The organism is Sphingopyxis witflariensis, assembly GCF_002205635.1.
Taxonomy (GTDB): Bacteria; Pseudomonadota; Alphaproteobacteria; order Sphingomonadales; family Sphingomonadaceae; genus Sphingopyxis; species Sphingopyxis witflariensis.
The window spans coordinates 13,492-27,497 of record NZ_NISJ01000002.1; the positions used below are offsets into that span (position 1 = coordinate 13,492).

Genomic DNA, 14,006 nt, shown 5'->3' on the forward strand with positions numbered 1-14,006 from the left:
GATATTTTCGACGGTCGTCCCGCGCATCGGCACTGGAATTCGAACCCTGGTTGCGATTCGAGACAACGTTGTCTCGATCAGGTAGCGAGACGCAATGCGCACGTCAAGATTGGCCATTCAATGGTTGAAGGCGTTCCGCCTAAGGGCGGGACACCGAAGCGAGCGACTGCCGCATCGTCAATTCATAGGGAACAGTGATCAGCTGAGGCCAGCCGTCGTCCGTATGCCCACCCTGCGCGATGAGCTTCTGGCCAGCGATCCGCGCGATCTCGGTCGTCGGCTGGCTAACGGTCGTGATGCGCGGCCAGGTGTGTTCTGCGATGGCGAGCCCGCCGAAACCCACCAGCGACAGCTGGCGGGGTACATCGATGCCGGCATCGATCGCTGCGGCCAGAACGCCCGCCGCCATTTCATCATTCGCCGCGAAAATGGCGGTTGGACGATCGTCCAGTTCGAGAAGCTCCCTTCCCTTCTCCAGTCCCGACGCGAACAGGAAATTGCCCTGACGCACTTCGACATGCGCACCTGGCACCTTCGACACGGCGTCGAGCAAGCCGGTTTTGCGTTCGCGCTGCGCGGCATGTGCGAAGGGGCCGTCGATAAATCCGATCCGGCGGTGGCCATGGGCCAGAATCGCTTCGCCCACTTCGCGCGCGGCACTTCGGTTGTCGATGATCAGACAGAGCGCCCGATCGAGGTCGAGCCCCGGGTTGATTCGGGCGAAGGGCATACCCCGGCTTTCGAGGAGGTCGAGAACCCACCGGGTATCGCACAAGGACGGAACAAGGATGACGCCGTCGAGCCGGACGAGGTCGAGGAACCGCTCCAGCGCTGCCGGCCCGTCCGCGTCGTCCGGCGCGACACTTTCGATCACCAGATGATATTCGGCCGGGTGACACGCCTGCAACAGCCCCAATATCACGTCTGCAGCATAGCTTGGCAGGCGCCGGTCGGGTTCGGGCGAGCTGACGAACCGGGCGCTCGATCCAATGACCAGCCCCAGCGAATGGGCCTTTCCTCCGCGCAGCAGGCGCGCCGCGCGGTTGGGTTTATAGTCGAGCTCGCGCATCGCCTCTTCGACCTTGTGCCGAAGCGCCTCCGCCACCGTGGGCGCTCCATTCAGCACCCGGGAAACGGTCTTGAACGATACGCCCGCGCGCTTGGCGATATCGATGATCGTGACAGACCGCTTCAAAAACCCTCCCGTTGTCTTGCCCGTTGGGCTACCGGCGATCACGATAGACGGCAGCGGATGCAAATCAAACCGCCTTCGAGGCCGCGCAGGCAAAATGCGAAGATGCGCTTGTCCGGTCGCGGCGAAAGCGCAAACATGAGGGAGATGACGCAGGTGACCGAGACGATCGTTTCCGCCGCCTCACCGCGCGACATGCGCTTCGTTCCGGGCGGTGTGTTCACCATGGGATCGAAGCATTTCTATCCCGAGGAAGCGCCGCTCCGCACCGTGCGGGTCGATCCTTTCTGGATCGATACCACCGCCGTCACCAACCGCGAGTTCGAACGCTTCGTCAACGCGACCGGCTATGTCACGGTCGCAGAGATAGCACCCGACCCGAAGCATTACCCCGGAATGTTGCCCGGCATGGATCGCCCCGGATCGCTCGTTTTCCAGAAAGCGGATCGCCCCGTCGATCTCGACAATCCCGGCAATTGGTGGCGGTTCGAATTCGGCGCCGACTGGCGCCACCCGGCTGGCCCGCAAAGCGCGATAGAGGGGCTGGAAGATCATCCGGTCGTCCACATCGCCTATGCCGATGCCAAAGCCTATGCCGACTGGGCCGGCAAGGCGCTCCCCACCGAGGCGGAATGGGAATATGCGGCGCGCGGCGGCCGCGATGGTGCCGAATATGCGTGGGGTGACGAACTCGCGCCGGACGGAATGATGCTCGCCAACTATTGGCAGGGCCTGTTCCCTTTCGCCAATCAGTGCCTCGACGGCTGGGAGGGGACCTCCCCGGTCGGCAGTTTTCCCGCCAACGGTTTCGGCCTGTACGACATGATCGGCAATGTCTGGGAATGGACGCAGGACTGGTGGTCAGAACCTTCCGCCGCGGCGGCAAAGGGCAGGAAATCCTGCTGCACGATGGACAATCCGCGTGGCGGCCCTCTCAGGCGCAGCTATGATCCCGATCAGCCCGACATTCGTATCGGCCGCAAAGTTTTGAAGGGGGGGTCATATTTGTGCGCCGCAAATTATTGCCAGCGCTATCGCCCCGCTGCCCGACATCCGGAGACGGTGGACAGTTCAACTGGCCACATCGGATTCAGATGCGTGAAGCGTGTCAGCGAGTAAGGAAAACCCAAAACGGGCATCCGATTGGTAGCTCATTGGTTGACCATATCTGGCGGATGGCGGACCGTCTGTTTCCAGCTGAATAATTCTAAAAGCCCTTCTTTGCAGCAACCCGGAAACAGCCGGGTGCTGTCGTGATGCGCCCGATAGCCTTACCTCCCCAACGCAGTATCGATTGTCCGATTTATGCGCCGAAGCTGGCCTTTTTTATTGCTGTTCAGACCAGCGCTTTTCGAGCTGCCTGCGCCCGTTGACCAGGCCGAGCCACATCATAAGCGCGCTTGCAAGGCATAGCGCCGCAACGGGAACGACAAGAGACCAAAGCGACTGCGTACCCACGCCCCGGACCTGGCTCAACCACACACCGGTCAGCACGCCGGAAAAGCCGAGGCCGATCTTCGACGTTGAGGTAAACCACCCATAGGCCCGGGCGGCGACTGCCGGGTCTTCTCCCGTGCGCATTAGGGCGAGCAGTTCGGAGAAGGATGACCATGCAAGGAGGCCCACTCCGCCGAAAGACAGGCCCAGCAAGGCGAGGACGATCATCATGCTGACCGGACCCTGGCCGATCGCCGCCGGAAGGCAAAGAGCGGCGGCAGCGCTTGCCACATAGGCGAAGCCCAGCGCCCGCGCCGAGCCGATCTTCGCTGCGAGGGGGGCCCAGAGGCCGATCGCCGCGAGGCGCGCCAGTGCAATCAGCAGCAGGGCATAGCCGAATAGCCGCTCGTTCAGGGCGTCCGCGTGCAAAATCGCCTTGCCCACCGACGCCAGTGCGGCGAAGCCCAGCATCTGCGCAAAGCAGAAGAGCACAAAGCCGCCGGGCGAAAACACGGCGGGAACGGTTTCGCGAACGCGCGGCCGAGCAACGACCATAAGGCGGGTCGTGCGTACCAGCCAGGGAAGCGGTACCAGCAACAGGAAGGCCACGGCGGCGACCGTCATGAACATGATCTGCGCTGTACGCGGCGACGCGGACGCTGCGCCGACCACGGGGAGAGCGGCGGTCGCGATTGCGAGCGCCGTCACCGCGCTCAGGGTCGACCGCCAACGTGCGACGATCAGGTGGCCATGGACATGGGCGAGCGCCGCTGCGGTGGCGTTGTGCGGAACATCCAGCAGCGAAAACGCCGTTCTGAACAGAAAGAGCGCAACGACGGTCGCAAGCATGGACCCTGTTGGCAACCAGGGCAAAAGCGCGAAAGAAAAACAGGCGAGCATGCCAGCAAGGCCGCACAGACCCGGTAGGGCCTTCCGGATTGTCCCGACGCGTTCGATGCCATTTCCCCAAAGCGCGTCGATCATGGCATTCCAGAATGAGGACAGGACGAATAGGGTTCCGGCCGCGACCGGCGGAATCTGGACGATCTTGATGAGAATGAAGAAGCTGAAAGCATCGGTGCCCGCCCACAACAGGCTCTTGCCGGCATGCGTCATGCCAAAGGCGATGGGGAGAAGCCGGTTTGGGGTCACGGTCCGGGCCCCTAGTGCGAGCGCATGACAAGCCTGCGACAATAGCGCACCAAACCGCCCGACCCCGCTGGACTGTTCGGCACCGGACGATATGCAGGAGGCCATGACCAGCCAAGCCGATCGAAACGCCGCGCGGACAGCGGAAGGCAATGCAGCCATTTTGGACGCCGCCCGTGCCGTCATCGCACAGCGCGGCCTCGCCGGGATGAGTCTGCGCACAGTCGCGGAGCATGCCGGCGTCTCGGTCGGATCGATCAGCTATCGGATCGGCGATCGCGCCGCGCTGGTCACGGCGATCGTGGATCGGGAAATCGAGATCGTGGCCGCGTTCGCACAGGACTGGCTTGCTCGCTTGGACGGGATCGCGCCGGTCGCGGCGGGCATCCTGCCCGATCTGATCTGCGAATGGCTGGATCTGGGCGAACGCAGAACCTCGGCGATCGTCGGGTGCGAGCTCGCCCTTTTGGCGAGCCGGGACCCGCAATCGCTGCCCAAAGTGGCGGCGCTGTTCGACGCCGGCGAAACCTTCTGGCGCGACCTGCTCGCCACCACGCCCGGCGGTGCAATCACGGCCAGGCGAATCGCCAGCTACTGCATCGACGAACAACCCTTTTCCCTGCTGCTGTCGGCGAACGCCGATTACCGGCTATTGCGGCAATCGACCGTGCGCGGCCTGCTTCGGGACGACGCGGAATTGGCCAATAAGGACTGGAGCAACTGGCACATGTTGCTGGTGGAGAGGCTGGCCGCCCCGGCCGCCGCCGCGCTCGACAAGGCCGCGAGCATAACCGAAGGGGCGAAGGCCATGATCGCCGAGCATATCGCCGACGTCGTCATCGCACAGGGCGTCGGCGCCCTCTCGCACCGCGTCATCGCCGAAGCATCCACGACGGCGGCATCCAGCATCGCGCATCATTATCCCACCCAGCGCGATATCCTGTTTGCGGGGGTTGAGGCGATTTATCGGCGAATGCGCGCGAACATAGAGGCGGCGGGCGGGACTGTGCCCGGCGGGGGCGAAGTCATTCGCCTCACACATGAAAGCGCGCTCACGGCCATCTGGAATCCGGCCTTCCTTCCCTTTGCGATCGATATGCGGCGGCGCAGGGCCGAAAATGTCCACATTCAGATCGCGGAAGGACTGGGCATCCCTCCCCATTCCGATCGCCCGCGCGTTCAGGCCATCGTCATGGCCCTGATGGGCAACGGCCTGCGCATGCTGGCCGCAGGAGAGACGCCCCTGCCCGCCGCAGAGGCCGTAAAGACCCTCCTCAAAAACCGTACACATGTTTTTTAATTCAAATAATTCAGGATAAAATTACCGAACCATCGTCTTAAATCCGTCATCGACGACGACTAGTGCGCCTCCCAACGGTTCAACGGGACGGAGCAAACACCATGTCGGGAAATAGAAATAAGCGCAGTTTTCGCCTGGTTTCGGCGATGCTGATGGCCGGGGTCAGCCCCTTGTTCGCAAGTGCCGCCCATGCACAGGACGCAGCTGCCGAAGCGGATGGACTGTCAGAAATTGTCGTCACCGCCGAACGGCGCGCCGAAAGCAGCCAGAAAGTTCCGCTCGCGATCCAGTCGATCAGCGGCGAAACGCTGGCAAAGACCGGCTACACCTCGATCACCGACCTCCAATATACCATGCCGGGCGTGCAATATGACCCGACCCAGGGCGCGGCATTCCAGATCCGCGGGGTCGGCAGCACCTCCTTCGACTTTTCCAACGCCAAATCGGTCAGCGTCGTCGTCGACGACGTCGTCATGGACGGCCAGCGCGCCAACGGCCTGACCGGTCTGGTCGACATCGAGCGCGTCGACGTCCTGATGGGACCACAAGGCACGTTGTTCGGCAAGAATGCGACATCGGGCGTCATCGCGGTGACGACGGGGAAGCCCCGCATCGGCGAGACGTCGGTGCGTGCCAGCGCCAGCTTCGGCGAGCATGACGAACGCATTCTCAACGCCACGGTGAATATTCCGCTTGGCTCGATTGCCGCGCTGCGCGTGTCGGGTTTCGACCAGGCGTTCGACGGTTACGGCCGCAATGTGACGCTGAACCGCAAGGTCGGGTCGCAGCATGAATATGGCGGGCGGGCAAAGCTCTATCTGGAGCCGTCGGACAGCTTCAACCTGACCCTGTCGGGCGACTATGCCTATCATTGGGACAGCAGCGTCCGCACGCCGGTGTCGGGCCAGCCCGCCAATGTTACCGCGATCCTCAACTCGCTAGGAGTGTTCCCCGGGCCGAAGAGTGCCGACACCGCCGACTCTTCGTTCGGCGAGATCACCACCGAGGAATGGGGCACGTCGCTGCGCGTCAACGCAAAGCTCGGCGATCTCGACCTGACGTCGATCAGTGCCTATCGCCGCACCCGCTATGACAATTCGACCCCCGCCAATCTGACGCCGGTCGACCAATATGCGTACATTCCCTTCAACCTCGGCTATCTCGACACCGACAAGGTCAGCCAGGAAATTCACCTCGCTTCGCCGACCGGCGGCTTCGTCGAATGGCTGCTCGGCGGCTTTTACAACAACCTCAAGGCGCGTCAGACCCAGCTGCAATGGGCGACACTGGGCGCGCCGCTCTATGATGCCAATGGCGTACCGCGCCCGACACTCGTTGCGCTGACCGGCGCAATCGGCGTCGATGCCAATGCCTCGCTTTTCGACGCCCAGAACGAGACGATGGCGGCATTCGGCCAGATCAAATTCAACTTCACCCCGCAGCTCAGCCTGACGCTGGGCGGCCGCTATACCCATGACAATGTTTCGCAGCGGCTGGACTTCATCACCGTCGATCCGGTGCGGGTCGCGGGCTATACTCCGAGCTTCGTCGGATCGAGCGCCGCGCCGGCGATCAACTATGGCAAGGTGTCGGGCGACAATTTCTCGTACCGCATCGCGCCGCAATATCAGATCACCAACAATGTGATGCTCTATGCGAGCTATTCGACCGGCTACAAACCGGCGGGCATCGCCTTCGTCGGCAACAAATATGCGCCCTATCGCGACGAGACGGTGAAAGCATGGGAAGCAGGCATCAAGTCCGAGTGGTTCGACCGTCGCCTGCGCGTCAATGTCGACATCTTCCGTTCGGACTTCAAGGATTTCCAGGCAACCATCCTGACCAAAATTCCAGATGGCGCGGGCGGTTTCCTCAATGCGACCGTCATCGGCAACGCCGGCGGCCTGCGCACGCAAGGTGTCGAAGGCAATGTCGCGGTGCAGCCAGTGCGCGGCCTCACCCTGTCGGGCGCGCTCACCTACACCGACGCCAAATTCACCGACTATGTCTACAACGCCACCACCGACTATACCGACACGCGCCTGACCAACTCACCCAAATGGGCGGGCACTGCGGCGATCGACTATGAAACCGAGTTCGGATCGGGCTTTGGCGTGCGCGCCCACGCCGACTATGCCTATCGCAGCGAATATTGGACCGTCGTGGGTCAGCCCGACTATTCCAACGTGCCTGGCTATGGTCTTGTCAACGGCCGCTTGACCTTCTCGCTTCCGGACAAAAACATCGAGTTCGGTGTCTATGGCCGCAATCTGTTCGACAAATATTTCTCGACCGGCTGGCAAGTCTATGGGGCGCTCGGCCTGCTTCACTACACCTCGCCCAACGCGCGGCGTACCGTTGGCGCCTTCGTCAACGTCAGCTTCTGATTGCCGGACCGGAGACAGTCGATGCACAAGAATATCATTGGCGGGCTGGCGGTGGGGGCACTCCTCGCGAGCAGCGCAGCGGCGCAGGGTAGCGGAACAACCGCGGCCCCTGCGGACTCATTGCAAATCAACCAGATCCAGGTCGTCGGCACTCACAACAGCTATGCCCTGCCGGCCGACCCCCGCGTCATGGCCTTGATGGCCCCGCGCCTGACCGCCCTGATGCAATCCATGGTCAAGATGATGTCGCCAGCCCAAGCCGCCGCGATGCAGGACGAGCATCCGGGCGGGCTGACCGACATGGCCCAGACGCTGGACTATGTGCAAATGCCGCTTCAGGCGCAGCTCCGCAGCGGCGTACGCAGTCTGGAAATCGATCTGCAGCCCGACCCCAAAGGCGGCATTTATGCCGATCCGCTGCCCTATCGACAGCTGCGCGAACAGGGGGTCACCGATCTGGCGCCGATCTACCGCGAAGAGTTGGCAAAACCCGGCATGAAGGTGTTTCACGTCGCCGACCTCGATTTCCGCAGCCAGTGCCCAACCCTGCGCTCGTGCCTGACATTGTTGAAGCAATGGTCTGATTCGGAACCGGACCACAGCCCGGTCTTCATATTGCTGGAGCCCAAAATGTCGGGCCTCGAACGGGCCATTCCCGGCGCAACCACGGTCCCGCCCTTCGACAAGGCTGCGTTCGACGAGATCGACGACAGCATCCGCAGCATATTGGGACGCGACAGGGTCTTCACTCCTGACGATCTTCGCGGTGACATGCCGACGCTGGAGGCTGCGGCGCTCGCCAGGCGTTGGCCAACGGTCGCGGAGGCGCGGGGCAAGTTCCTGTTCCTGTACCTTGTGCCGGGTATGAATCTTCCTGCCTTCACCCCGTATCTCGACGGGCGGCCGTCACTGCAGGGGCGGATGGCCTTTGTGCAGGGCAAGCCCGGCATAGCCCACACAGCCTTCATGCTGTTCGACAATGCCCTGACACGCAACGCAGAAATCCGCAGCGCCGTCCAGAAGGGCTATCTGGTCCGGACCCGCGCCGACATCGACACAGCCGATGCCCGCAAGAATGACGGCAGCCGCAGAGACGCGGCGATGGAAAGCGGGGCGCAGATCATCTCAACCGACTATCTGACCGCCCCCAACGTCTATGCGAACCCATATCACCTGGCGCCGTTTTCCGGTGGGTGGCGGTGCAATACCCGGACGGCTCGCTGCCCGCCGACCCGGTAGTTCGATCGAACCTCCGTCGCTCAGCACTTTGTACGCCCAGGGAGGGACATCAACCTCGAAGCAATCGGCACCAATGCGCACGAACTGCCGATGGTCATCGCCGCGCTTGCTGAGGACGATGCCGCGCTCCCTATCGCATACTCGACGAATAGCATCACACTGATGGCGGCAATTTTCTGATCGCGCTACCCGACGCTTTCGGCACGACCGCATTCCTGCGCAAAATGCTCGAATGGGTCACCGACTGGACCGAATTTCCTCCCGACAGGGCGCTCTGTCCAGTAGCCGAAAAGCGCGGGATCGGGCGCAAATTTATCATGGTCGACATAGCCGTCCAGCGACTGGTTCATCCCAAAGACGATCTTTGCCATGCTGCCAAATCTCCGATCCAGATTATTGGACCTGTGTAATTCGCCGGGGCACTAAAGGCAAAGCCGGGAGAACATTGGGCGCAATTCGATAAGACGGGAACAACATGCGCTATGGCATAACCATGGTCACCGTTTCGCAGGCCTCTGCCCGCCAGCGCTCTTCAAGGGCCCCACCGTTCACGAGCGCGCGCGCCTCCAGCGCAGCCCGACCATCAACACAAAGGGCCAGAAGATCGTGTTGATGATGTCGAACATCGTGTCGGGCATCCGCCACGCACCATGGGCCGCCCGGTCGACGATTTCCTTTGCCAAAGCCGCGGCCAGCACGGCGAGAAACGGCGTCCATGTCGCCAAGGATCGCCGAGTGACCAGACGTGCCAGAAACATCACCGCCATCCCGGCGTGGACGTGAAGAAGTGAATCGGATGCCCCCGTCCGATCTCCGACACTTTGGACGACAAATTTATAGATTTCAAAATACTCAACCATCGCATGTCTTTGGACGCGCCGGTCTCAGCTGTCCATTCTCGTGCGCCGTTTAGAGGCTATTGCATCGCCAACGCCGCTCGGTCGCGCTGCACCGCGCATTCGCCCGCGAGAAAGTCGAGCAGCGCGCGCACCGACGGCAGCAGCCCGCGCCGCGACGGAAAGACCGCGTGGATGATCCCCGCCGGCGGACGCCAGTCGGGCAGCACATGGACGAGTCGCCCGGCGTCAATATCCTGCCAGATCATCATCGTCGGCAATTGCACCACCCCGACGCCGCCGATCGCGGCTTCACGCAGCGCGGCCATATCGTCGGTAATCAGGCGTGGATGATGGCGGATCATCGCGGTCGCGCCGTCGGCATTCTCCAGCTGCCATAAATGGTCGCGGTGCGGCGGCCCGAGGTCGAGGCTGGGGAGCCCCTTGATATCCGCGGGAAAGCCGAGCGACCCCGCGACCAGCTCCGGGCTGGCGACGAGGCACTGGGTACTGTCGTCGAGGCGGCGCATCACAAGCTGGCTCGATTCGAGCGGCGGAAAGCGCACCCGAATCGCGATGTCGAAGCCTTCGGCGACGATATCGACGCGGCGATTTGTGCCCTCGAGGTGGAGTTCGATCGCCGGATTTTCGGCCATGAAACGCGCGAAGAGCGCCCCGAACTGAAAGTTGAGCAGCGCGACGGGGCAACTGATGCGAATGACACCGCGCGGTTCGGCACGGCGTTCGGCGACCAGCTGTTCGGCAGCCTCGGCCTCAACCAGCACCGCTAGGCATCGTTGATAGAAATCATGGCCGATCTCGGTCACCGAAAAATGGCGCGACGAGCGATTGAGCAGGCGGACGCCGAGCCGCTCCTCAAGCGCGAGGATACGCCGACTGAGTTTCGATTTCTGCAACCCCAGCGCGCGCGCCGCGGCCGAAAAGCCGCCATGGTCAACAACCTGGACGAAATAATAAAGGTCGTTGAGGTCCTGCATCGTTCCAACGATAGGACGCTGTGTCGGATATCGCAATCTTCTGCACCCGGCGTCTCTCATTTATATCGGCCCCAACAGCGATGAGACGCTTTCGTCCGTCGCATATGGAGACACGCTATGAGCAAGACCATTTTGGGCCGCTATGGCAACGACCGTGGCCACTGGGTGGGCGACGGCTTCCCCGTCCGCTCGCTCTTTTCCTACAATATGCTGGGCGAGCACATCAGCCCCTTCCTGCTGCTCGACTATGCGGGGCCGCATTATTTTGCGCCGACCACCGATCGCCGCGGCGTCGGCCAGCATCCGCATCGCGGCTTCGAAACCGTGACGATCGTCTATGACGGCGAGGTCGAGCATAAGGATTCGGCGGGCAATGGCGGCATCATCGGCCCCGGTGACGTCCAGTGGATGACCGCCGCCGGCGGTATCCTGCACGAGGAATATCATTCACCAGCCTTCGGCAAGACCGGCGGGCCGTTCAAGATGGTGCAGCTGTGGGTCAACCTGCCCGCAAAGGACAAGATGGCGTCCGGGGGTTATCAGGGCATCGTCGCGGCCGATATTCCGCACGTCGACCTGCCGCAGGGTGCGGGCACGGCGCGGGTCATCGCGGGCAAATTGCTCGGTGCGAAGGGTCCCGCAAAGACCTTTACCCCGATCAACGTCTGGGACGTCCGGTTGAAAGCCGACGCCGGCCTCACGCTCGACCTGCCCGAAGGCCACACCGCAATGCTGGTCGTGCTGGGCGGCCATGTCACGGTGGGCGGCAGCGAAGCGGCGGGCGAAGCCGAGATGATCCTGCTGAGCCGCGAAGGCGGCGACGTTGCCATCCATGCCGACGGCGAAGCGACGCTGCTGGTGTTGACCGGCGAGCCGATCGACGAGCCGATCTTTGGCCACGGCCCGTTCGTCATGAACACAGAGTCCGAGATCCGCCAGGCGATCGACGACTTCAATAACGGCAGGTTTGCGCAAGCCGCAGCCTGACGCGAACCCGGCTCCCCCCTTCCCCCGTCCTCCCGGGGAGCCGGGTTCAACTTTCCGGGCAGCCGCCCGCACTCGACGAAAGGAATACCGACATGTCCAGCGAACCCATCCGCGACCCCAAGGCCGACCATCTGCTGACCCCGCAGAATTCCGCCTTCATCATCATCGATTACCAACCCGTTCAGGTGAACTCGATCGCTTCGATGGACCGGCAGTTGCTGCTCAACAATATCGCCGGCTGCGCGCGTGCGGCGGTCGCCTATGACCTGCCGATCGTCCATTCGACGGTGAATGTCGAAACCGGCCTCAACAAGCCACCGGTGCCGCAGGTCCGCAAAGTGCTTGGCAATTATCCCACCTATGACCGCACGACGATCAACAGCTGGGAGGATGTCGAATTCAAGAAGGCAGTTGAAGCTACCGGCCGCAAAAAGCTGATCATGACCGCGCTTTGGACCGAAGCCTGCCTGACCTTCCCGGCGCTCGACGCGCTTGCCGAAGGATATGAGGTGTATGTCCCGGTCGATGCCGTGGGCGGCACCTCGCTCGCCGCGCACGATGCCGCGCTCCGCCGCATCGAGCAGGCGGGCGGCAAGATGATTTCGGTGCCTCAACTGTTCTGCGAACTCCAGCGCGACTGGAAGCGCAGCGAGACCGTTCCGGCCTTCATGAACCTGTTCATCGAAACCGGCGGCACTGCTGGAATTCAGTTCTCATACGACAAGACCGAATGATAGATACTCCGTCCGCATCCCTTACCGGATGCGGACGGGATTCGCGCGGCGGCCACGGAAGGTTTGATTGCATGGACGGCCAGATCATCGACAATGCGGACCAGCGGCGTTTCGAGTTGACGCTGGACGATGATCAGGTCGCCGGCGCTTATTACCGGATCGAGGATGGCCGGGTCGTGCTGACCCACACCGAAGTGCCCTATGAATTTTCGGGCCAGGGGATCGGATCAATTCTCGCCAGGGGGGTGTTCGACGCGATCCGCGCCAGCGGGCGCAAGGCCGTTCTCAAATGCAGTTTCATGGCGCGTTTCTATGCCGCGCATCCCGAATATTCGGACATTGTCGACGGCTAACCGCCGACGGAGGAGACAAGATATGATCGAAATGGTGATCGAACAGCGGCGACGCAGCCTTGGCGGCGGGCTCGAGGTCGGCCGGGTGCTGCCCTTCGCCAAGCGGCGCATGGTGGGCCCCTTTGTTTTCTTCGACCATATGGGGCCGCTCGACGTCGCGGCGGGCGCCGGACGCGACCTCGATGTCCGGCCGCATCCACACATTGGCCTGTCGACCGTCACCTATCTCTTCTCGGGTGAGATCATGCACCGCGACAGCGTCGGATCGCAGCAGGCGATCCGGCCGCAGGAGGTTAACTGGATGACCGCCGGAAGCGGGATCACCCATAGCGAGCGGTTCGAAAAGGCGCGCGCGACGGGCGATCATCTCCACGGCATCCAGGCATGGGTCGCGCTGCCGACCGCCGACGAGGAAGAAGCCCCCTCCTTTTCGCACCACGCAGGCGCCGACCTGCCGCACTGGAGCGATGCGGGGGTTGAGGGGCATCTGATCGCGGGAAGCGCCTATGGCCTGACCGCCGCGGCGCGAACCCATTCGCCGCTTTTCTATGCCCATCTGGAGATGGTGCCGGGCGCGGTCGCCGAGATCCCTTCCGATTTTTCGGAACGCGCGCTTTATGTTGCGACGGGTGCGGTCGAGTTTGATGGCGCGCGTTATGAGGCAGGCAAGATGCTGGTGCTCGGCAAGGGCGCGTCGAAACTGCGTGCCACTGAGCAAGCGACGGTGATGCTGCTGGGCGGCGAGCCGATCGGCGAGCGCTTCCTCTATTGGAACTTCGTGTCCTCGTCGCAGGACCGGCTGGCGCAGGCGGCCGAGGATTGGAAAGCGGGCCGGATGAAGCTGCCCGATGCCGACCATGATGAATTTATCCCGCTGCCCGATGGGCCGCCACCATCCACCAAATCCTGACGGGAGGAGAGAAAAATATGACCGACATCGTCAGCGCGACCGTCACCGAAACCGGCGAGAGCGATTTCGCCGTTCGCATCACCACCGGGCGCCACAGCCTGACCGGCGACGAACCCGCCGATATGGGTGGCAAGGATCTGGGCCCGTCACCCTATCAACTGCTCGCGTCGGCGCTCGGCGAGTGCAGCACGATGACGGTCCGCTGGTTCGCGCGACAACAGAAATGGCCCCTCGATCATGTCGCAACCGAAGTCTCGCACCGCAAGGGCGAAGTCGAGGGACGCCCCGGAAAGGTCGATATCTTCACCAAGACGGTAACGATCCGCGGCGACGCGCTGACCGACGAGCAGCGCGCCCGTCTGCTCGATGTCGCGGCGAAATGCCCGGTGCATCGCACGCTGGAAAATGGCGCTCATATCACCACGGTGATGGACCCGGAGCCCGCAACGGCTGGCTAGCTTTTGCCTCGTCATTGCGACCCCGG

Annotated in this window: 14 protein-coding genes and 1 pseudogene; 10 read left to right on the forward strand and 5 right to left on the reverse strand. The window is 62.7% G+C overall.

Going from position 1 to position 14,006, the window contains the following annotated elements:
• Positions 1-139: 139 nt before the first annotated feature.
• Positions 140-1,195 carry a LacI family DNA-binding transcriptional regulator gene (locus tag CDQ91_RS04080; RefSeq protein WP_144036681.1) on the reverse strand — a complete coding sequence of 352 codons (1,056 nt, stop codon included), beginning with the start codon at positions 1,193-1,195 and terminating at the stop codon, positions 140-142.
• A 192-nt stretch (positions 1,196-1,387) separates the two neighbouring features.
• Between CDQ91_RS04080 and CDQ91_RS04085 the strand changes: the two genes are divergently transcribed.
• Positions 1,388-2,311 (forward strand): formylglycine-generating enzyme family protein, encoded by a 924-nt coding sequence (locus CDQ91_RS04085; RefSeq protein WP_088471894.1) that lies wholly within the window; start codon positions 1,388-1,390, stop codon positions 2,309-2,311.
• Between the two features lie 207 nt (positions 2,312-2,518).
• On the opposite strand, the gene CDQ91_RS04090 is transcribed toward CDQ91_RS04085, so the two are convergent.
• Positions 2,519-3,745, reverse strand: a complete 1,227-nt coding sequence (locus CDQ91_RS04090) for an MFS transporter (RefSeq protein ID WP_158213614.1) — start codon at positions 3,743-3,745, stop codon at positions 2,519-2,521.
• A 139-nt stretch (positions 3,746-3,884) separates the two neighbouring features.
• On the opposite strand from CDQ91_RS04090, the gene CDQ91_RS04095 reads away from it, so the two are divergent.
• The 4 genes and pseudogenes from CDQ91_RS04095 to CDQ91_RS21665 all read left to right on the forward strand — a co-directional run.
• Entirely contained in the window at positions 3,885-5,078 is a 1,194-nt protein-coding gene (locus tag CDQ91_RS04095; protein ID WP_088471896.1) for a TetR family transcriptional regulator, read from the forward strand.
• A 101-nt stretch (positions 5,079-5,179) separates the two neighbouring features.
• Positions 5,180-7,465 carry a TonB-dependent receptor gene (locus CDQ91_RS04100; protein WP_088471465.1) on the forward strand — a complete coding sequence of 762 codons (2,286 nt, stop codon included), beginning with the start codon at positions 5,180-5,182 and terminating at the stop codon, positions 7,463-7,465.
• Positions 7,466-7,486: 21 nt separating this feature from the next.
• Positions 7,487-8,704 (forward strand): Ca2+-dependent phosphoinositide-specific phospholipase C, encoded by a 1,218-nt coding sequence (locus tag CDQ91_RS04105; RefSeq protein ID WP_088471466.1) that lies wholly within the window; start codon positions 7,487-7,489, stop codon positions 8,702-8,704.
• Positions 8,705-8,749: 45 nt separating this feature from the next.
• A pseudogene (locus CDQ91_RS21665) lies at positions 8,750-8,976 on the forward strand (nicotinate phosphoribosyltransferase); the annotation flags it as partial.
• Here CDQ91_RS21665 and CDQ91_RS21555 read toward each other — a convergent pair.
• The 3 genes from CDQ91_RS21555 to CDQ91_RS04125 all read right to left on the reverse strand — a co-directional run bounded on the left by CDQ91_RS21555 (position 8,890) and on the right by CDQ91_RS04125 (position 10,538).
• Positions 8,890-9,075 (reverse strand): hypothetical protein, encoded by a 186-nt coding sequence (locus CDQ91_RS21555; RefSeq protein WP_201791858.1) that lies wholly within the window; start codon positions 9,073-9,075, stop codon positions 8,890-8,892. The pseudogene CDQ91_RS21665 and the gene CDQ91_RS21555 sit on opposite strands and share 87 nt — an antisense overlap.
• Before the next feature lie 177 nt (positions 9,076-9,252).
• Positions 9,253-9,564 carry a hypothetical protein gene (locus tag CDQ91_RS04120; RefSeq protein ID WP_088471467.1) on the reverse strand — a complete coding sequence of 104 codons (312 nt, stop codon included), beginning with the start codon at positions 9,562-9,564 and terminating at the stop codon, positions 9,253-9,255.
• Positions 9,565-9,620: 56 nt separating this feature from the next.
• A complete protein-coding gene (locus CDQ91_RS04125; protein ID WP_088471468.1) occupies positions 9,621-10,538 on the reverse strand; it encodes a LysR substrate-binding domain-containing protein in 918 nt (305 codons plus the stop codon).
• Positions 10,539-10,655: 117 nt separating this feature from the next.
• Between CDQ91_RS04125 and CDQ91_RS04130 the strand changes: the two genes are divergently transcribed.
• From CDQ91_RS04130 to CDQ91_RS04150, 5 genes are all read left to right on the forward strand, one after another.
• Entirely contained in the window at positions 10,656-11,525 is an 870-nt protein-coding gene (locus CDQ91_RS04130) for a pirin family protein (RefSeq protein ID WP_088471469.1), read from the forward strand.
• Between the two features lie 92 nt (positions 11,526-11,617).
• Positions 11,618-12,259 carry a hydrolase gene (locus CDQ91_RS04135; protein WP_088471470.1) on the forward strand — a complete coding sequence of 214 codons (642 nt, stop codon included), beginning with the start codon at positions 11,618-11,620 and terminating at the stop codon, positions 12,257-12,259.
• Between the two features lie 71 nt (positions 12,260-12,330).
• On the forward strand, positions 12,331-12,612 hold the full coding sequence (locus tag CDQ91_RS04140) for a GNAT family N-acetyltransferase (RefSeq protein ID WP_164499227.1): 282 nt from the start codon (positions 12,331-12,333) through the stop codon (positions 12,610-12,612).
• A gap of 22 nt (positions 12,613-12,634) precedes the next feature.
• Positions 12,635-13,522, forward strand: coding sequence for a pirin family protein (locus CDQ91_RS04145; RefSeq protein WP_088471472.1), 888 nt, complete (start codon positions 12,635-12,637; stop codon positions 13,520-13,522).
• A gap of 17 nt (positions 13,523-13,539) precedes the next feature.
• The gene (locus tag CDQ91_RS04150; protein WP_088471473.1) at positions 13,540-13,980 is read left to right on the forward strand and encodes an OsmC family protein; all 441 of its coding nucleotides are present in this window, start codon (positions 13,540-13,542) and stop codon (positions 13,978-13,980) included.
• Positions 13,981-14,006: the final 26 nt, after the last annotated feature.

Coding starts and splice junctions, on each gene's coding strand:
- CDQ91_RS04135 (WP_088471470.1), top strand. CDS start 11,618: ATGTCCAGCGAACCCATCCGCGACCCCAAGGCCGACCATCTGCTGACC.
- CDQ91_RS04100 (WP_088471465.1), top strand. CDS start 5,180: ATGTCGGGAAATAGAAATAAGCGCAGTTTTCGCCTGGTTTCGGCGATG.
- CDQ91_RS04150 (WP_088471473.1), top strand. CDS start 13,540: ATGACCGACATCGTCAGCGCGACCGTCACCGAAACCGGCGAGAGCGAT.
- CDQ91_RS04085 (WP_088471894.1), top strand. CDS start 1,388: ATGCGCTTCGTTCCGGGCGGTGTGTTCACCATGGGATCGAAGCATTTC.
- CDQ91_RS04105 (WP_088471466.1), top strand. CDS start 7,487: ATGCACAAGAATATCATTGGCGGGCTGGCGGTGGGGGCACTCCTCGCG.
- CDQ91_RS04145 (WP_088471472.1), top strand. CDS start 12,635: ATGATCGAAATGGTGATCGAACAGCGGCGACGCAGCCTTGGCGGCGGG.
- CDQ91_RS04095 (WP_088471896.1), top strand. CDS start 3,885: ATGACCAGCCAAGCCGATCGAAACGCCGCGCGGACAGCGGAAGGCAAT.
- CDQ91_RS04090 (WP_158213614.1), bottom strand. CDS start 3,745: ATGACGCATGCCGGCAAGAGCCTGTTGTGGGCGGGCACCGATGCTTTC.
- CDQ91_RS04120 (WP_088471467.1), bottom strand. CDS start 9,564: ATGGTTGAGTATTTTGAAATCTATAAATTTGTCGTCCAAAGTGTCGGA.
- CDQ91_RS04140 (WP_164499227.1), top strand. CDS start 12,331: ATGGACGGCCAGATCATCGACAATGCGGACCAGCGGCGTTTCGAGTTG.
- CDQ91_RS21555 (WP_201791858.1), bottom strand. CDS start 9,075: ATGGCAAAGATCGTCTTTGGGATGAACCAGTCGCTGGACGGCTATGTC.
- CDQ91_RS04125 (WP_088471468.1), bottom strand. CDS start 10,538: ATGCAGGACCTCAACGACCTTTATTATTTCGTCCAGGTTGTTGACCAT.
- CDQ91_RS04130 (WP_088471469.1), top strand. CDS start 10,656: ATGAGCAAGACCATTTTGGGCCGCTATGGCAACGACCGTGGCCACTGG.